This window comes from Pseudomonas sp. FDAARGOS_761 (assembly GCF_013343155.1).
GTDB lineage: Bacteria > Pseudomonadota > Gammaproteobacteria > Pseudomonadales > Pseudomonadaceae > Pseudomonas > Pseudomonas aeruginosa.
Window position 1 is genome coordinate 3935835 of record NZ_CP054572.1, and the last position, 17339, is coordinate 3953173.

Consider the following 17339-nt stretch of genomic DNA (forward strand, 5'->3'; position numbering starts at 1 on the left):
ATTCCCGCCGACCGCGACCTCGCCGACGCCACCCGCGAGACGGTCATGCGTTATCACCTCAGCTGGAAGCACCGCGACATCGACGCGGTGATGGCGCTCTATCATCCCGAGGTCGAATACAACGACTTCTTCCAGAACCGCCGGATGCGCCTGGCCGATCTTCGCGAGTACGTCGAGGCGACCATGCCCAAGGGCCCCGACGAGTCGCTGGAGCACACCGACCGTATCCGCTTCGACGGCGATACCGCCTTCATCCAGTACCGCCTGCGGGTGACCCTCAGCGGCCGCCTGGCTTCGTTCCGCGCCAGCGAGGCGATCACCGTGCGCGACGGCCTGATCTGGCGCATCAACGAATACGCCTCGCTGGTCCACGAAAGCGGCGGCGGAGCCCAGGCCGGCGGCGACGGCCGGCCGCCGGCCAGCCGCCTGGGGCTTTCGGCCAAGCAGCTGAGCCTGCTGGCGCGCGACCTGGAGCACTACTTCCAACAGGCCCAGCCCTATCTCGATCCGGACCTGGACCTGACCCAGGTGGCCAATGCCACCGGTTATACGCGCAACCAGATTTCCTACCTGCTCAACCAGGTGCTCGGCCTGAGCTTCTACCAGTACGTCAACCAGACCCGCCTGCAACACCTGCTCGGCCAGCTTTCCGGCGAGCTGCCCGGACGGGTCGACGAACTGGCCTTCGCCGCCGGCTTCAATTCGCTGTCGGCCTTCTACCGCTGCTTCCGCCAGCACACCGGCCAGTCTCCGCGCGAATACCTGAAGCGCCTGTCGTCGCGCCGCTGAGATTTCCCAGCGGACCCGCGCGCACGACAGGCGCACGGCATCTTCCTACTCTCGCCGCATTCCCCCTTCCCTCTCGCTATGGAGCCCTCTATGTCGGCCTGGCGCCACCTCAGCCTGTGGATGAATCAACTGGACGATCCGCTCGAAGCGCGCCCGTCCCTGGAAGAATCCCTTGAGGTCGACGTGGCCATCGTCGGCGCCGGCTACACCGGCCTCTGGACCGCCTATTACCTGAAGCGCCGGGCGCCGCAGTTGCGCGTCGCCATCGTCGAGGCAGAAACCGCCGGCTTCGGCGCCTCGGGACGCAACGGCGGCTGGCTGATGGGCAACCTGCTCGGCGAGGACGGCCTGCTCGCCGGCTTGCCGCCGGAACGGCGCCGGGCCGGCTACGACCTGCTGCACGGGATTCCCGACGAGGTCGCGCGGGTGCTGCAAGAGGAAGGCATCGACTGCGACTACCGCAAGGGCGGCGTGCTCTACTGCGCGGCGCGCTACCCGGAACAGGAACGCCGCCTGCGCGCCTATCTGCATGATCTCTATGCCGAAGGCCTGGACGAAAGCGATTACCGCTGGCTGACGCCGCAGGAACTCGACCAGCAGTTGCGCATCCCCGGCAGCTACGGGGCGATCCACTCGCCGCACTGCGCCACCATCCAGCCGGCCAGGCTCGCGCGCGGCCTGGCCCGCGCGGTGGAGCGCCTGGGCGTGCGGCTGTTCGAGAAGAGCCGGGTGCTGCACTGGCAACGCGGCCTGCTGCGCACCGAGCGCGGCGAACTGCGCGCAGAATGGATCGTACCGGCAGTGGAAGGCTACGCCGCCAGCCTGCCGCCGCTGGGCCACTACCAGTTGCCGGTGCAGAGTCTGCTGGTGGCCACCGAGCCGCTGCCGTCGTCGGTCTGGGCGGAGATCGGCCTGGAGCGCGGCCAGGCCTTCAGCGAATTCAGCCGCCAGGTCACCTACGGCCAGCGCACCGCCGACGACCGCCTGGCCTTCGGCGCGCGGGGCGGCTACCGCTTCGGCGGCAAGCTGCGCAGCGACTTCAGCCTCGACGACGAGGAAGTCGGCCTGCGTCGCTACCTGTTCGGCGAGCTCTTCCCGCTGCTCAAGGACGCCAGGATCAGCCACACCTGGGGCGGCAACCTCGGCATGGCCCGGCGCTTCCGCCCGCACATGTTGCTCGACCGCGCCAGTGGCATCGCCCTCTCCGGCGGCTACGGCGGCGAAGGGGTCGGCGCCAGCAACCTCGGCGGCCGCACCCTGGCCGCGCTGATCCTCGGTGAGGACAGCGAGCTGCTGCGGCAGCCCTGGGTGCTGGGCGAGCGTCCGCTGGACAGCCTGGCCCGCTGGGAACCGGAACCCTGCCGCTGGCTCGGCTACAACGCGATCATCCGCAGTTTCGTCCATGAGGACCGGGTCCTTGCCGACCCGCACAGCGCGCCCTGGCGCCGCAGCCTGGCGCAAACCCTCGCGGCCGGCATGGAAAGCCTGATGCGCTGAGAATCCCCTCCACCTCCCACAGAGGAAAAACCGCATGGCCCTGACCCTTCTGAAAAATACCGCCGGCGCCGATCTTGGCGCCGCCAGCCCGGTCGCGGTGCCCCTTGGCGAGCCGGTCGCGCAGACCCGCGCCTACGCCGTGGAGCGCACCGACCAGGTGGAAACCGGCATCTGGGAATGCACCCCCGGACGCTGGCGGCGGCAGATCGTCGAGCAGGAGTTCTGCCACTTCCTGCAAGGCCGCTGCACCTTCACCCCGGACGGCGGCGAGACCATCCGCATCGAGGCCGGCGATGCCCTGCTGCTGCCGGAGAACAGTCTCGGCGTGTGGGATGTGCAGGAAACCGTGCGCAAGAGCTACGTGATCATCCACCGCTAGCCCACGCGGCGCGACGGCGTCACTCGAAGCGCCCGTGGCGCCCCTCGCCATCCTTGAAGCGCTGCGCGCCCTCCAGGGTCTCGCCGCTCTCGATCACCGCCAGCCCGCCCTGGAATTCGTTGGCCAGGGCCACGTCGAAGGACAGTTCCCACTGCGCGTATACGCTGGCGCGGTCGGCGAGCATGCAGGTCTGCGGGAAGGCGGCGAGTTCCGCCGCCAGCTCCTCGGCCTCGGCTCGCGCCGAACCGCTCGGCACCACCCGGTTGGCCAGGCCGATCTGCAACGCTTCGTCGGCCTTCACCGGACGCCCGGTGAGGATCAGGTCGAGCGCCCGGCCCTGCCCGACGATCCGCGGCAGGCGCACGCTGCCGCCATCGATCAGCGGCACCCCGAAACGCCGGCAGAACACTCCGCAGATGGCGTCCTCGGCTATCACCCGCAGGTCGGCGAGCAGCGCCAGCTCCAGCCCGCCGGCCACCGCATAGCCTTCGATGGCGGCGATCAGCGGCTTGCCGAGCTGCATGCGGCTCGGCCCCATCGGTCCGTCGCCCTCCGCCTCCAGGCGATTGCGCCGCTCGCCATCCTCGGCCACCGCCGCCAGGTCGGCGCCGGCGCAGAAATTGCCGCCGCTGCCGGTGAGTACCGCGACCCGCGCCGTATCGTCCGCTTCGAACTCGCGCAGGGCGTCGGCCAGGGCCTGGGCGGTCGGCCGGTCCACCGCATTGCGCCGCTCCGGGCGAGCGATGACCAGGGTGGTGACCGGGCCGTTGCGTTCGACGATGACACTCATGACAGACTCCCTGCGGAAAAAGCGAAAAAAGACACCGGCCGGATGGCAGAAGACCGGCGTCAGCCGGTCTTCACCTTAGTCCTTTTCCCGCGGCCGCGCCGCATCCGCCGGGCGTCTCAGAGCGCGTGCTTCTGCAGGTTGGCCATCATTTCACGGAGCGCCTCGACGTTGTCCGCCGGGTGCGCGGCGTTCTCGAAGTCGCAGATCTGCTGCCAGTGCGCGGCCACGTCCTCGGCATCGAAGCCGGCCTTCGGATCGAAGCCGAAGCCCAGGCTGCGCTCCCAGCGCACCTTGCCGATCCAGCCACCGCCGACCTCATAGAGCCCCGAGGTATCCTCGCAGGCCGAGCTGCCGAGGTAGACCACCAGCGGGCTGACCAGCTCCGGCTTGAGCTGCTCGAAGACCTGCGGCGGGATCAGCCCCTCGGTCATCCGCGTACCGCCGGTGGGGGCGATGGCGTTGACCAGGATATTGTTCTTGCGCCCTTCCAGGGCCAGGGTGCGGGTCAGGCCGTAGAGGCCGAGCTTGGCCATGCCGTAGTTGCTCTGGCCGAAGTTGCCGTAGATGCCCGAGGTCGAGGAGGTGAACACCACCCGCCCGTAGGCCTGCTCGCGCAAGTGCGGCCAGGCGGCGCGAGTGACCTTGTAGGCGCCTTCGACATGCACCTGGTAGACCAGGTCCCAGTCGGCGTCCTCCATCTTGTGGAAGGTCTTGTCACGCAGGATGCCGGCATTGTTGACCACCACGTCGACGCGGCCGAAGGCGTCCAGCGCGTTCTCCACGATCCTGCCGCCGTCCGTGACCGAGTCGTGGTTGGCCACCGCGGTGCCGCCGGCGGCACGGATCTCCGCCACCACCTTGTCCGCCGCCGAGGCACTGGCGCCTTCGCCATGGGTGCTGCCGCCGAGGTCGTTGACCACCACCCTGGCGCCATGCTTCGCGAACAGCAGGGCGTGGGCGCGGCCAAGGCCGCCGCCGGCTCCGGTGACGATCACGACTTGGTCGTCGAAACGCAGGGCATCGCTCATGTTCGGGACTCCAGGGCAGTAGGAAGGATTGCCCGAGTGTCGGCCAGCCCGCCGGCGGGGACAAGGCTTCGCGCCGCCATGAATGGCGCCCGATAAGGCAGCGGGATGTTCCGCTTCAATCGAACGGAATGTACAGCCGGCCACGCGGGCCGAGCTTGAACAGCCACCAGTCGTAGTTGTGCCGGACCACCACCAGCAGCAGGCTGCCGAGCAACGCGAGGCCGGCGCCGACGGCGTACCAGCGACTGCCTTCCTGCCAGCACAGGTAGCCGAGCCCGAGCGCCAGCAGCAGGCCGAGTTCGGCGAGGACCATCCCGGACTGGCGGATGAACGGCTGCGCCTGCACCATCTGGCGGAACAACCAGGAGCCCTCGTCGAACACGCGCAAGGGAGAAACGGGATCGTGCATGGAGACCTCCATGGGTGACGAAACGCCTCGTCCAGCGAGGCGCCAGCACCCTAGCCCCGATCCTTGCGCGATGGCACTTGCTGCAATCTCAAACTCGCTTAAGAAAACTCTGAATCATCCAGTCGGGCGCGAAACGCCAGGTAATGTTCGAGCACCGCCGCCGGCGCTTCGATCTGCGGATAATGGCCGATGCCATCGAGCAGCACGCAGTCGGCATTGGCGACCAGTTGCCGGTAGCGCTCGACCATGTGCGCCCCGGAGATCGGGTCGACGGCTCCGTCGATCACCCGCAACGGCACCCCGCCGTGCTGCAACGCCGCCACCCAGCGCTCACGCTGCTCGCGGCGGTCGACGATGTAGCGGATCAGGCGATGCATCACCCGCTGCCCCTGGTTGCTTTCGATCAGGCTCCAGAAGGCATCCAGCTCGGTCTCGCCGGGCTGGCTGCGCGGGCCGAAGACCTTGGCGAAGTTGCGCGCCAGGGCGCGGCGGTCGAACAGCCGGCCGAACAGCCCGCCCAACGGGCTCAGCAACAGCTTCTGGCTGAGCACCGGGCGGTGCGTTTCCGGGAACAGTCCACCATTGAGGAACACGCAGGAGGCGAGCCGCAGCCGGCCTTCGTGATGGCGGGCGAGCAGTTCCTGGGCGACGCTGTCGCCGTAGTCGTGGGCCAGCACGTGCAGCGGCTCGTCGACTCCCAGGTGGCCGAGCAGCGCCTGTTGCAGGTCGGCCTGCTCCAGCAGGCTGTAGCGATGGGCGCGCGGCTTGGCCGAATCGCCGAAGCCGAGCAGGTCGCAGACCAGCACGCGGTAGCGCTGCGCCAGCGGCTCCCAGAGGTAGTGCCAGTCCCAGGCGGCGCTGGGAAAACCGTGGATCAGCAGCAACGGCCGCCCCTGCCCGGCTTCCCAGTAGCGGATCGGGAAGCCCTTGAAATCCAGAGTGCGGCCGCGCCTCCGCCAGGCCTCCAGGGGAATGCCGGGCAGCGCCGCGGTCACTGGCGGTAGCCCGGGTTCTGCTGGTCGAGCTTGCGCAGCAGCGCCGGCCAGGCGAGCTGGCCGCCCATGCCGGTCTTGCTGCGCATCACCCCGGCGATCATGTCGCGCGCGCCGGCGAGGATCTGCCCCGGGATGTGGATCAGCTCGGCGCCGCCGCTCTGCGCCATCACCTGTACCTCGCAGGCGCGTTGCAGGGTGAACATCATGAGGAAGGTATCGGCGATGGAACCGCCGCAGGTGAGCAGGCCGTGGTTGGGCAGGATCAGGAAGTTGCTGGTCCCCAGGTCGGCCTGCAGGCGGGCCTTTTCCTCATGGTTCAGGGCGACGCCCTCGTAGGCGTGGTAGGACAGGCTGGAGAGCACGAACAACGATTGCTGCGACAGCGGCAACAGGCCCTGCTTCTGGCAGGACACCGCGATCCCCGCGGCGGTATGGGTGTGCAGCACGCACTCGACGTCGTGGCGGACCTCGTGCACCGCGCTATGGATGGTGTAGCCGGCCGGGTTGATCTCGTAGGGGCTGTCCATCAGCTTCTTGCCGCTGGCGTCCACCTTCACCAGGCTGGAGGCGGTGATCTCGTGGAACATCAGGCCGAACGGGTTGATCAGGAAGTCCTCGGTGCCCGGCACCTTGGCCGAGATGTGGGTGAAGATCAGGTCGTCCCAACCGTGCAGGGCGACCAGCCGGTAGCAGGCAGCGAGATCGACGCGGGTCTGCCATTCGGCGGCGGAGACCTGGGCTTGCACATCGGCGGGCAGGGAGTGAACGGCGGTCACGGCGGCATCCTCTTTTGTCGTTATCGGATGCCCGCAGTCTAGCCCCGCCCTCCTCCGGCGACTGTCGCCGGGCTTACACTCGCGCGCCGGCTGAATGGCGGAGGATTCAGCCGGCCTATGCGCAGGCTACAGGCAGTGGGCGACCAGGGGCGCGACCAGCAGGTTGAACAGCCCGGTGAGAACCATCAGCAGACCGGCCGCCGAACCTTCCTCGCCGCCGAACTCGTAGGCCCGACTGGTGCCGGCGCCGTGCGCGCCGACGCCGAACAGCGCGCCGCGGGCCAGCGGCGTGCGCAAGCGCAGGACGCGCAGCAGGGTGCCGCCGATCACCGCGCCGAACACCCCGGTGATCATCACGAAGGCGGCGGTCAGTTCCGGCACGCCGCCCAGGTCGTGGGACATCTCCATGGCGAACGGCGTGGTGATCGAGCGCGGCAGCAACGACAGCGTGACCTGGCCGTCCAGCGCCAGGGCCTGGGCCAGCGCCCAGGAGCTGCCGATGGCCACCGCGGTGCCGGCGAACATCCCGGCCAGCAGCGCCGGCCAGTGGCGCATCAGCAGCTCGCGCTGCTGCCAGATCGGGATGGCGAAGGCCACCGTCGCCGGACCGAGCAGCGCCACCAGCCAATTGGTGTCGCGGGCGTAGTCGGCGTAGCGGGTATGGGTGGGAATCGCCAGGGCATAGAGCAACACCGGGACGAACACGATGGGCGACAGCCAGTACCACTTCACCCGGCGGTACAGCTGGCGGCTCAGGAGGTAGCCGCCGACGGTCGCCGCCAACCAGAACAGGGCTTGCTTATCGAGACTCATGGCGCGCCCTCCAGCGGCACATCCACTCCACCGACACCGCGGTGACCAGCATCACCAGCAGGGTGCTGAGCATGATCACCAGGAGGATGCGCCAGCCCTCGCTGCGTAGCAGCGCGCCGTAGTCGAGCAGGCTCATCAGCGCCGGGATGAAGAACAGCAACATCTCCGCCAGCAACAGGCCGGCGCCGGCCTGCAGCCAGGCCGGACGCAGCAGGCCGCTGGCGAACAGCAGCAACAGCGCCGCCAGGCCGACCACCCCGCCCGGCAGCGGCAGGCCGATGGCCTTCGCCAGCCAGCCGCCGGCCCACCAGAAGGCGATGAGTACCGCCAGTTCGGCGGCAAGGCGGGACAGACGGCGGACGAGCGGGGGCAACATGGGAAAGGCCTTGGCTGGGAAATCGGGGATGGAGAAAGGATAAGGCCCGGCCTATCATCCCCAAAGCGAATTGTCCGCATGAGAGCCATTCCAGAATGGAATTCCGTCAACTCCGCAGCTTCGTCGAAGTGGTCCGCCAGGGCAGCTTCACCCAGGCGGCGCAGGTCCGCCACGCCAGCCAGTCGACCATCAGCAAGCAGGTCGCCCAGTTGGAGCAGAGCCTCGGCGTGCAGGTATTGGAACGCAACGGGCCGCACGTGCGCCTGACCGACGCCGGCGCCGTGGTGTTTCGCCGCGCCGAGGAGATGCTGCGGCTGCGCCGCGACCTGCTCAGCGAACTGGACGATCTCAGCCAGCTCAACCGCGGCGAACTGCGCCTGGGCCTGCCGTTGCTCGGTGCCGACGCGCTGTTCGCCCAACGCTTCGCCGAATACCGGCGGCGCTATCCGAACATCGCCGTGCACCTGGTGGAAGGCGGCAGCAAGACCATGGAGCAGGCGGTGCTGGCCGGCGAGCTGGAACTGGCCGGCAGCCTCACCCCGGCGGACGACGGCTTCGACTACCAGCCGTTCTGCAACGAACCGCTGGACGTGCTGCTGCCGGCCGGGCATCCCAAGGCCGCTGCCGCAAGCGTCGCCCTCGGCGAACTGGCGGACAGCCCGTTCCTGCTCTACCAGCAGAGCTTCACCCTCAACGACCGCCTGCTGCGCGCCTGCCTGGAGGCCGGCTTCAGCCCGCGCGAAGGCGGCCGCAGCGGCCAGGCCGACTTCCTCGGCGCGCTGGTCGCGGCCAACCAGGGGGTGGTGCTGCTACCACGGGCGATCGCTCGCGAGATCGAACGCCCAGGAGTGGTGCGGGTCCTGCTCAGGGAGCCGGACCTGCGCTGGGACATCGCCTTCATCTGGCGCCGGGGCGGCTACCTGTCGCGGGCGGCGCAGGCCTGGCTGGAGCTGCTGCGCGAGCAGCCGCTGGAGGAAAGCCCGGCGTAAGATGAATAACCGCCAGCTCGGCAGAAGCTAGGCGGATAACGCCTGGAGACGTTATCCGCCCTACCGCTTGCTCCCTCCCCGTGTAGGGCGAATAACCGCTACGCGGTTATCCGCCACCTCGGCAGACGTTTCGGCGGATAACGCCTGGGGCGTTATTCGCCCTACCGTTTGCTCCTTCCCCGTGTCGGGCGAATAACCGCTACGCGGTTATCCGCCACCTCGGCAGACGTTTCGGCGGATAACGCCCGGGGCGGTTATCCGCCGCCTCGGCGGGGTACGCCCGGGATCAGCCCTTGAGGGCGGCGGCGAACTCGGCCAGCCAAGGCTCGGCGTCGGTCTCGGGGGTAACGGTTTCGCTGGCATCCAGGCGCAGCATCGGCAGCACTTCGCGCACGCCCAGTTCGCCGAACAGTTCGCGAACCTGCTCGCCGCCACCGCAGAACGTGTCGCCGTAGCTCGAATCGCCCAGGCCGATGACCCCACCCGGCAGGCCGTGCCAGGCCGGCAGTTGGTCGCGGATCGCGTAGTACAGCGGTTGCAGGTTGTCCGGCAGTTCGCCCATGCCGGTGGTCGACGTCACCACCAGGAATGCCTCGGGGGCGAAGGCCTTGAGTTCGTCGAGGCTGGCGCGGGGCAGATGGGAGGCCTCGAGGCCGGCCGCGGACAGCAATTTCTGGGCGTGCCGGGCGACTTCTTCGGCGGTGCCGTAGACCGAGCCGGAGAGAATGGCGACTTTCATGAACACTCCGTAAGCCAACAGGGGTAAGCCGGGCATTATGCCGCATGCGCTCGCCGATCGGGGCGCACCGAATCAATGCAGACAAGCCGCAAAAGCACCATTTCGGTGCGCGCCCTGTCATCGGGATGTCATCGCGCTGCCGTAGACACGGCAGCGAACCTTCGCCACCACGGCGGGAACGATCCTTGCCTGTCCTCCGACGCAGCCCACCACCCCCGGCGCTGCGCCGTTGTCCGAGGGCGCCCACGAAGCGCGCTCAACCGTTCCAGGAGATACACGATGTCTACCGCTCCCGTTACCCTGCTGGTGGCCCGCCGCGTCGCCGCCGGCCGTTACCGCGACTTCCTCGCCTGGCAGCGCGAAGGCGAAGCCCTCGCCGCCGACTTCCCCGGCTACCTCGGCTCCGGGGCGCTGGCGCCGCCCGCCGGCGGAGACGAATTCCAGATGATCTTTCGCTTCGCCGACGACGCCACCCTCGCCGCCTGGGCCCACTCCGCCTCGCGCCAGGCCTGGCTCGAACGCGGCCAGGGACTCTTCGACGAACCGCGCGAGCACCGCGCCCACGGACTCGCCGCCTGGTTCGACGACAACCGCAAACCGCCGCGCTGGAAGCAGAGCGTGGCGATCTGGCTGGCGTTCTTCCCGGTCTCGCTGGCCTTCAACCTCGGCGCCGGCCCCTACCTCGGCGAGCTGTCGCTGGCCGCGCGGGTGCTGCTCAGCACGCTGGTCCTCACCCCGTTGATGACCTACTGGTTCATCCCTCTCTCCAGCCGTCTGCTCGCCCCCTGGCTGCACCGCCGCCCGCAGCGCGCCGCCAGCCTGCCGGAAGCGCACTGACGGCTTGCCGCCCACCCCGGCGGGGTGGGCCGTAGCGCAAGGCTTTGCCCGACTGGCTCAGTCGGGTACCCTGCATCCATCCGATTCCCTTCGCCTGCTGTGAGAGCCCCATGGCGACAGCCCCGATCCTGATCACCGGCGCCAGCCAGCGTGTCGGCCTGCATTGCGCCCGCCGCCTGCTGGCCGACGGCGAGTCGGTGATCGTCAGCTACCGCAGCGAACGCCCGGCGCTGGACGAACTGCGCCAGGCCGGCGCGCTGACCCTGCACGCCGACTTCGCCAGCGAGGCCGGCATCTTCGCCTTCATCGGGTCCCTCCGGCAGCATACCGACAGCCTGCGAGCGATCGTCCACAACGCCTCGGACTGGGTCGCCGAGACGCCCGGCCACGAAGCCGAGGCGTTCCAGCAACTGTTCAGCGTGCACATGCTCGCGCCCTACCTGATCAACCTGCACTGCGCCGAGCTGCTGGAACGCTCGCAGCCCGCCGACATCGTCCACCTCACCGACGACGTGGCGCGCAAGGGCAGCGCCCGGCGCATCGCCTACTGCGCGAGCAAGGCCGGGCTGGACAACCTGACCCTGTCGTTCGCCGCGCGCTTCGCGCCGAGGATCAAGGTCAACGCCATTTCACCGGCGCTGGTGATGTTCAACGACGGGGACGACGCCGAATACCGCGCCCGCACCCTGGCGAAATCCGCCCTCGGCATCGAGCCGGGGCCGGAAGTCATCTACCAGAGCCTTCGCTACCTGTTGGACAACCCCTACGTCACCGGGACCACCCTGACCGTGAACGGCGGCCGCCACGTCAAGTGAGGCGCCAAGGACCCCTTATGAACCCAGCACTTTCCCAGCATTACCGGGAGATCCTCGTCGGTCTCGGCGAAGACCCGCAGCGCGAAGGCCTGCTCGACACCCCGAAGCGCGCGGCCAAGGCCATGCAGTACCTCTGCCACGGCTATGGCCAGACCCTGGAGGAAATCGTCAACGGCGCGCTGTTCGCCTCGGACAACGATGAAATGGTCATCGTCCGCGACATCGAGCTGTACTCCCTGTGCGAACACCACCTCCTGCCCTTCATCGGCAAGGCTCATGTGGCGTACATTCCCACCGGCAAGGTGCTCGGCCTGTCGAAGGTGGCGCGGATCGTCGACATGTTCGCCCGCCGCCTGCAGATCCAGGAGAACCTCACCCGGCAGATCGCCGAGGCGGTCCGCCAGGTGACCAGCGCCGCCGGCGTGGCGGTAGTGATCGAGGCCCAGCACATGTGCATGATGATGCGCGGGGTGGAGAAGCAGAACTCGCAGATGTTCACCTCGGTGATGCTCGGCGCGTTCCGCGACTCGAACACCACCCGCCAGGAATTTCTGCAATTGATCGGAAGGAGCAAGTGACATGCCGCGACTGGAACCGGGAATGGCGCGAATCCGCGTCAAGGACCTGCGCCTGCGCACCTTCATCGGGATCAAGGAGGAGGAAATCCTCAACAAGCAGGACGTGCTGATCAACCTGACCATCCTCTACCCGGCCGCGGACGCCGTGGAGGTCAACGACATCGAGCACGCGCTGAACTACCGCACCATCACCAAGGCGATCATCCGCCACGTCGAGGAGAACCGCTTCGCCCTGCTCGAACGGATGACCCAGGAAATCCTCGACCTGGTGATGGAGAACCCGGCGGTGCGCTACGCCGAGGTGGAAGTGGACAAGCCGCACGCGCTGCGCTTCGCCGAGTCAGTCTCGATCACCCTCGCCGGCCACCGCTGAGGCGGCCGACGAGCGAACCGCGCGAAGACGCGCACAAGCGTTGCCCGCCGGCCGCGCCAACTCTTATCATCGCCGGACCTGGCCCTGTGCCTTCACCCTGCCCCGAGCCATCGTCGAGAAACACCGCCATGACCGCAGCCAACCTCACCGAACAGCAACGCCTGGAACTCGAAGCCGCCGCCTTCCGCACCCTGGTCCATCATTTGCAGACCCGCAAGGACGTGCAGAACATCGACCTGATGAACCTCGCCGGTTTCTGCCGCAACTGCCTGTCCAAGTGGTACAAGGCCGCCGCCGACGACCTCGGGGTGGAAGTCAGCAATGACCAGGCCCGCGAAGAGATCTACGGCATGCCCTATGCCGAGTGGAAAGCCAAGTACCAGAAAGAAGCGAGCCCGGAACAACAGGCCGCCTTCGCCAAGAGCCAGGGCAACGCCTGAGGCCACCGGGCCCCTTGCCAACCCTGCCCCAGACACCATGAGCCTGTTTCGATGACCCTGACCGACTTCCGCGCGCGTCTGCGCAGCGAACACCACCTGTTCACCGACACCCTGGCGTTCATCGCCGAGCACTACAGCTACACGCCGAGCGCCTTCGACAACGGCAGCGTGAGCAACCCGGCCGGGCAGAACGAAGGTTCCTGCAAGACCCTGGGCTTCGCCATCCTCGAAGGCCTCAGCCTCGAGGAAACCCTGCTGGCCTTCGGCGAGCACTACCGTGCGGTGCGCGACAACCCGGAAGGCGACGACCACGCCAACATCCGCGCCCTGCAACAGACCGGCCTGGCCGGCGTGCATTTCGAGCGCCAGCCCCTGTCGCGCCGGGGCTGAGAAGTCCCGGTCGCCCCCACGGCGGATAACCGCGAGCGGTTATTCGCCCTACCGACCGCTCCATAGCGACCCACGCCAGCCGTCGCCACCGGCCGGCCTTGCCGATACGCGACGAAAAAAGGCGGGGCCCCCTCGGGGTCCCCGCCCTTCTCGGCGCCGCAAGCGCGGCGCAGCCAGCGTCACAGCTTGGCGATGGATACCTCGGTGGACTTGACGAAGGCGATCACTTCGCTACCGATGGCCAGCTCCAGTTCCTTCACCGAACGCGTGGTGATCACCGAAGTGACGATCCCGGCGGCGGTCTGCACGTCGATCTCGGAGAGCACCGGCCCTTCGATGATTTCCTTCACGGTGCCCTTGAACTGGTTACGAACGTTGATGGCTTTGATGGTCATGGCGTTTCTCCTGGGGGGATTCGGAACGAGGCATGGTTGGTTAGAGCGCCCAGCGCAGTTGCGTGGGCAGGGGTGAAACGGGTTCGGGTTGCGGCGGCAGCTCCGGCTGCGCCAGCACCCGGTTGAGCACTTCGGCTTCCAGCGCGGCCAGTCGCGCCGAGCCACGCGAGCGCGGCCGGGGCAGTTCCACCGGCAGGTCGAGGCCGATCTCGCCGTCCTCGATAAGGATCACCCGGTCGGCCACCGCCACCGCCTCGCTGACGTCGTGGGTGACCAGCAGGACGGTGAAACCGTGTTCGCGCCAGAGTCCTTCGATCAGTTGCTGCATCTCGATCCGGGTCAGCGCATCGAGCGCGCCGAGCGGCTCGTCGAGCAACAGCAGGCGCGGCTCGTGGATCAGCGCGCGAGCCAGCGCGACGCGTTGCTTCTGCCCGCCGGACAGGGCCGCCGGCCACTCGTTGGCACGCTCGGCCAGGCCGACCGCCCGCAGCGCCTGCAGGGCCTTCGCCCGCCAGTCGCCGCGCAGGCCGAGGCCGACGTTGTCGATCACCCGCTTCCACGGCAGCAGGCGCGAGTCCTGGAACATCAGCCGGGTGTCCTCGCGGGCCTCGGCCAGCGCCGCCGAGCCGGCCAGCAACTCGCCGCGGCTGGGCTGGTCGAGGCCGGCCAGCAGGCGCAGCAGGGTGCTCTTGCCGCAGCCGCTGCGGCCGACGATGGCGACGAATTGCCCGGCCGGAACCAGCAGGTCGATGTCCTTGAGCACCTCGCGCTCGCCGAAGCGCCGCGCCACTCCGCGCAGGGCCAGCGGGATACCGCGCTTGAGGCGCTGCGGAGTGCCGCCAAGGGCGGCGTTGTGGGCATTCATGCGCCACCTCCCTTGACCTGGTAGGCCGGATGCCAGCGTAGCCAGACGCGTTCCAGACCGCGGGCGGCGAGGTCGGCGAGCTTGCCGAGGACGGCATAGAGCAGGATCGCCAGGACCACCACGTCGGTCTGCAGGAACTCGCGGGCGTTCATCGCCAGGTAACCGATGCCGGAGCTGGCGGAAATGGTCTCGGCGACGATCAGGGTCAACCACATGAAGCCGAGGGCGAAGCGCACCCCGACCAGGATCGACGGCAGCGCGCCGGGCAGGATCACCTGGCGGAACAGGGCGAAGCCGGACAACCCGTAGCTGCGCGCCATCTCCAGCAGGCCGGGGTCGATGCCGCGGATGCCGTGGTAGGTGTTCAGGTAGATCGGGAACAGCGTGCCGAGGGCGACCAGGAAGATCTTCGCCGACTCGTCGATGCCGAACCACAGGATCACCAGCGGGATCAGCGCCAGGTGCGGCACGTTGCGGATCATCTGCACCGAACTGTCGAGGAAGCGTTCGCCCCACTTCGACAGGCCGGTGACGAAGCCCAGCACCAGGCCGATGGTGCCGCCGATGAGAAAGCCGATCGCCGCGCGCCAGCCGCTGATCGCCAGGTGCTGCCAGATCTCGCCGCTGCGCAGCAGCGCCCAGCCGGCCTCGAGCACGGCGCTGGGCGCGGGGAGGATGCGGCTGGACAGCCAGCCGAACTCCACCGCCGCCTGCCACACCGCCAGCAGGACCAGCGGCAGCGCCCAGGGCGCCAGGCGCTCGGCCAGTCGTTTGGAAATGCTCATGTCGTTCGCTCCGACCGCTCTCAACTCTGCGCGGCCTGCCGGGGCAGGATGTCGTTGGCCACCATCTCGCCGAACGGGCTGACATAGCCGCGTCCCTCGGGCTGCGCCGGGCGCTGCACGTCGAGGTGCGGGAACAGCAGTTCGGCGACCCGGTAGGACTCTTCCAGATGCGGGTAGCCGGAGAAGATGAAGGTATCGATGCCCAGCTCGGCGTACTCCCTGACCCGCGCCGCCACCGTCGGTCCGTCGCCGACCAGCGCGGTGCCGGCGCCGCCGCGTACCAGGCCGACGCCGGCCCAGAGATTGGGGCTGACTTCCAGGTTGTCGCGCGAACCGCCGTGCAGCGCGGCCATGCGTTGCTGGCCGACCGAGTCGAAGCGCGCCAGGGAGGCCTGGGCGCGGGCGATGGTGTCGTCGTCGAGGTGCGCGATCAGGCGATCGGCGGCCTGCCAGGCTTCCTCGCTGGTCTCGCGGACGATCACGTGTAGGCGGATCCCGAAGCGCACCTGGCGGCCCTGGCGGGCGGCCTTCTCGCGTACCTGGGCGATCTTCTCGGCAACCGCCGCCGGCGGCTCGCCCCAGGTCAGGTACAGCTCGACCTGCTCGGCGGCGAGGTCCTGGGCGGCCTCCGAGGAGCCGCCGAAGTACAGCGGCGGACGCGGCTGCTGCAACGGCGGATAGAGGAGCTTGGCGCCCTTCACCTGGATGTGCTTGCCGGCGTAGTCGACGGTCTCGCCCTCCAGCACGCGACGCCAGATGCGGGTGAATTCGACCGAGGCCTCGTAGCGTTCGGCGTGGCTCAGGTGCAGGCCGTCGCCAGCCAGCTCGTCGGGATCGCCGCCGGTGACCAGGTTGAACAGCGCGCGGCCGTTGGACAGCCGGTCCAGGGTCGCCGCCTGGCGCGCGGCCACGGTCGGCGAAATGATCCCGGGACGCAGCGCGACGAGGAACTTCAGGCGCTGGGTTACCGGGATCAGCGAGGCGGCGACCAGCCAGGAGTCCTCGCAGGAACGTCCGGTGGGGATCAGTACGCCGCCGAAGCCCAGGCGGTCGGCGGCCTGGGCGATCTGCTGCAGGTAGCCGTGGTCGACGGCACGGGCGCCCTGGGTGGTGCCCAGGTAGTGGCCGTCGCCGTGGGTGGGAAGGAACCAGAAAATCTCGAGGCTCATCGCAATTGACTCCAGGGTGAGCGCGCCGGCGTGGCGTAGCCGCGCGATGATCGTGTCGGTATGTGGGCGGTACGGGCTCAGGGGGCGCTGGCGACCTTGCCGGCCGGCGGCGTCCAGATCACGTCCTTGATGCTCAGCGGTTTGGGAATCAGCTTCAGCTGGGTGAAGGTGTCGGCGATCTTCTGCTGCGCCTCGACCACCGCCGGGGTGATCAACTGCGCGCCGTAGCCCTGGCGCTTCACCGCGGTCAGGGTGATGTCGGCGGGCAACCCGAGCAGCGGCGCGACCTGCTCGGTCACCTGCTGCGGGTTGGCCCGCGACCAGTCGCCGACCTGGCGGATCTCGTCCACCAGCTTGTCGAGCACCTGCGGATGCCGTTGCGCGTAAGTCCGGGTGGCGAGGTAGAACTGGTGGTTGTCGACCAGCTCGCGACCATCCACCAGGACCCGCGCGGACAACTGCTTCTCGGCGGCGGCCTGGTAGGGGTCCCAGATCACCCAGGCATCGACGCTGTGGCGCTCGAAGGCGGCGCGGGCGTCGGCCGGCGGCAGGTAGACGGGTTGGATGTCGCTGTACTTCAGGCCGGCCTGCTCGAGGGCGCGGACCAACAGGTAATGCACGTTGGAGCCCTTGTTCAGGGCGACTTTCCTGCCCTTCAGCTCGGCCACCGAACGAATCGGCGAGTCCTTCGGCAGGAGGATCGCCTCGCTGGTCGGCGCCGGCGGTTCGTAGGCCACGTAGAGCAGGTCGGCGCCGGCGGCCTGGGCGAATACCGGCGGGGTTTCCCCGGTCACGCCGAAGTCGATGCTGCCGACATTGAGTCCCTCGAGCAGTTGCGGGCCGCCGGGAAACTCGGTCCATTGCACCTTCACGCCGTCTTCGGCGAGACGTTTCTCCAGGGTGCCGCGGGCCTTGAGCAGGACCAGGGTGCCGTATTTCTGATAACCGATCCGCAGGGTGTTGGCCGACTTCTCGTCGGCCTGGACGCCGTAGGACAGGGCCGCCACCAGCAGGGCCGCCAGTCCACGACGCAAAGCGATGGTGCGCATGGCGCTCTCCTTTGTCGTTGTGGGTGCCGAACCTGCCGCGCCGTTGACGGAACAGTGAGGTCG

The 17339-nt window shown here is 68.5% G+C and carries 23 protein-coding genes; 10 read left to right on the forward strand and 13 right to left on the reverse strand.

Features of this window, described 5'->3' with window-relative positions:
• The first annotated feature begins 45 nt into the window (after window positions 1-45).
• From FOC67_RS18335 to FOC67_RS18345, 3 genes are all read left to right on the forward strand, one after another.
• Entirely contained in the window at window positions 46-789 is a 744-nt protein-coding gene (locus FOC67_RS18335; protein WP_003119583.1) for a nuclear transport factor 2 family protein, read from the forward strand.
• A gap of 90 nt (window positions 790-879) precedes the next feature.
• Window positions 880-2286, forward strand: coding sequence for an FAD-binding oxidoreductase (locus FOC67_RS18340; RefSeq protein ID WP_003102335.1), 1407 nt, complete (start codon window positions 880-882; stop codon window positions 2284-2286).
• Between the two features lie 34 nt (window positions 2287-2320).
• Entirely contained in the window at window positions 2321-2665 is a 345-nt protein-coding gene (locus FOC67_RS18345; protein ID WP_003091873.1) for a cupin domain-containing protein, read from the forward strand.
• A 19-nt stretch (window positions 2666-2684) separates the two neighbouring features.
• On the opposite strand, the gene FOC67_RS18350 is transcribed toward FOC67_RS18345, so the two are convergent.
• The 7 genes from FOC67_RS18350 to FOC67_RS18380 all read right to left on the reverse strand — a co-directional run bounded on the left by FOC67_RS18350 (window position 2685) and on the right by FOC67_RS18380 (window position 7852).
• Entirely contained in the window at window positions 2685-3455 is a 771-nt protein-coding gene (locus FOC67_RS18350; RefSeq protein ID WP_009313637.1) for a crotonase/enoyl-CoA hydratase family protein, read from the reverse strand.
• A gap of 116 nt (window positions 3456-3571) precedes the next feature.
• Window positions 3572-4483 (reverse strand): SDR family oxidoreductase, encoded by a 912-nt coding sequence (locus FOC67_RS18355; protein WP_003111019.1) that lies wholly within the window; start codon window positions 4481-4483, stop codon window positions 3572-3574.
• A gap of 115 nt (window positions 4484-4598) precedes the next feature.
• A complete protein-coding gene (locus FOC67_RS18360; RefSeq protein WP_003111018.1) occupies window positions 4599-4892 on the reverse strand; it encodes a hypothetical protein in 294 nt (97 codons plus the stop codon).
• 98 nt (window positions 4893-4990) lie between these two features.
• Complete coding sequence (locus tag FOC67_RS18365) at window positions 4991-5887, reverse strand: alpha/beta fold hydrolase (RefSeq protein WP_009313636.1); 897 nt, start codon at window positions 5885-5887, stop codon at window positions 4991-4993.
• Complete coding sequence (locus tag FOC67_RS18370) at window positions 5884-6663, reverse strand: class II aldolase/adducin family protein (protein ID WP_003091880.1); 780 nt, start codon at window positions 6661-6663, stop codon at window positions 5884-5886. The genes FOC67_RS18365 and FOC67_RS18370 overlap by 4 nt, the downstream gene beginning before the upstream one ends.
• A gap of 126 nt (window positions 6664-6789) precedes the next feature.
• Window positions 6790-7476, reverse strand: a complete 687-nt coding sequence (locus FOC67_RS18375; protein ID WP_003102323.1) for an LrgB family protein — start codon at window positions 7474-7476, stop codon at window positions 6790-6792.
• Entirely contained in the window at window positions 7463-7852 is a 390-nt protein-coding gene (locus FOC67_RS18380; RefSeq protein WP_003091885.1) for a CidA/LrgA family protein, read from the reverse strand. The genes FOC67_RS18375 and FOC67_RS18380 overlap by 14 nt, the downstream gene beginning before the upstream one ends.
• A 95-nt stretch (window positions 7853-7947) precedes the next feature.
• Between FOC67_RS18380 and FOC67_RS18385 the strand changes: the two genes are divergently transcribed.
• Window positions 7948-8841: a LysR family transcriptional regulator gene (locus tag FOC67_RS18385; RefSeq protein WP_003143374.1), complete on the forward strand. Its 894-nt coding sequence runs from the start codon at window positions 7948-7950 to the stop codon at window positions 8839-8841.
• A 286-nt stretch (window positions 8842-9127) separates the two neighbouring features.
• Here FOC67_RS18385 and FOC67_RS18390 read toward each other — a convergent pair whose 3' ends face one another.
• Window positions 9128-9580: a flavodoxin gene (locus tag FOC67_RS18390; RefSeq protein WP_003102319.1), complete on the reverse strand. Its 453-nt coding sequence runs from the start codon at window positions 9578-9580 to the stop codon at window positions 9128-9130.
• A gap of 279 nt (window positions 9581-9859) precedes the next feature.
• On the opposite strand from FOC67_RS18390, the gene FOC67_RS18395 reads away from it, so the two are divergent.
• The 6 genes from FOC67_RS18395 (at window position 9860) to FOC67_RS18420 (ending at window position 13013) form a co-directional block, all read left to right on the forward strand.
• The gene (locus FOC67_RS18395) at window positions 9860-10417 is read left to right on the forward strand and encodes a hypothetical protein (protein ID WP_003111015.1); all 558 of its coding nucleotides are present in this window, start codon (window positions 9860-9862) and stop codon (window positions 10415-10417) included.
• Window positions 10418-10527: 110 nt separating this feature from the next.
• Window positions 10528-11232: a dihydromonapterin reductase gene (gene folM, locus FOC67_RS18400; protein WP_009313635.1), complete on the forward strand. Its 705-nt coding sequence runs from the start codon at window positions 10528-10530 to the stop codon at window positions 11230-11232.
• A gap of 17 nt (window positions 11233-11249) precedes the next feature.
• Window positions 11250-11810: a GTP cyclohydrolase I FolE gene (gene folE / locus FOC67_RS18405; protein ID WP_003091896.1), complete on the forward strand. Its 561-nt coding sequence runs from the start codon at window positions 11250-11252 to the stop codon at window positions 11808-11810.
• A gap of 1 nt (window position 11811) precedes the next feature.
• Window positions 11812-12183, forward strand: a complete 372-nt coding sequence (folX, locus tag FOC67_RS18410) for a dihydroneopterin triphosphate 2'-epimerase (protein WP_003091897.1) — start codon at window positions 11812-11814, stop codon at window positions 12181-12183.
• A 128-nt stretch (window positions 12184-12311) separates the two neighbouring features.
• The gene (locus FOC67_RS18415; RefSeq protein WP_003091898.1) at window positions 12312-12623 is read left to right on the forward strand and encodes a DUF1244 domain-containing protein; all 312 of its coding nucleotides are present in this window, start codon (window positions 12312-12314) and stop codon (window positions 12621-12623) included.
• A gap of 51 nt (window positions 12624-12674) precedes the next feature.
• Window positions 12675-13013, forward strand: coding sequence for a HopJ type III effector protein (locus tag FOC67_RS18420; protein ID WP_003091899.1), 339 nt, complete (start codon window positions 12675-12677; stop codon window positions 13011-13013).
• A gap of 179 nt (window positions 13014-13192) precedes the next feature.
• Here the strand turns inward: FOC67_RS18420 and FOC67_RS18425 are convergent, their stop codons facing one another.
• From FOC67_RS18425 to FOC67_RS18445, 5 genes are all read right to left on the reverse strand, one after another.
• Entirely contained in the window at window positions 13193-13408 is a 216-nt protein-coding gene (locus tag FOC67_RS18425) for a molybdopterin-binding protein (RefSeq protein ID WP_003091900.1), read from the reverse strand.
• 40 nt (window positions 13409-13448) lie between these two features.
• Window positions 13449-14273 (reverse strand): aliphatic sulfonates ABC transporter ATP-binding protein, encoded by an 825-nt coding sequence (ssuB, locus tag FOC67_RS18430; protein ID WP_003102311.1) that lies wholly within the window; start codon window positions 14271-14273, stop codon window positions 13449-13451.
• A complete protein-coding gene (gene ssuC / locus FOC67_RS18435) occupies window positions 14270-15058 on the reverse strand; it encodes an aliphatic sulfonate ABC transporter permease SsuC (RefSeq protein ID WP_003091909.1) in 789 nt (262 codons plus the stop codon). Before ssuC ends, ssuB begins: the two co-directional genes overlap by 4 nt.
• A 20-nt stretch (window positions 15059-15078) precedes the next feature.
• Window positions 15079-16227, reverse strand: a complete 1149-nt coding sequence (gene ssuD, locus FOC67_RS18440) for an FMNH2-dependent alkanesulfonate monooxygenase (RefSeq protein WP_003091910.1) — start codon at window positions 16225-16227, stop codon at window positions 15079-15081.
• 77 nt (window positions 16228-16304) lie between these two features.
• Entirely contained in the window at window positions 16305-17276 is a 972-nt protein-coding gene (locus tag FOC67_RS18445; RefSeq protein WP_003117542.1) for a sulfonate ABC transporter substrate-binding protein, read from the reverse strand.
• Window positions 17277-17339: the final 63 nt, after the last annotated feature.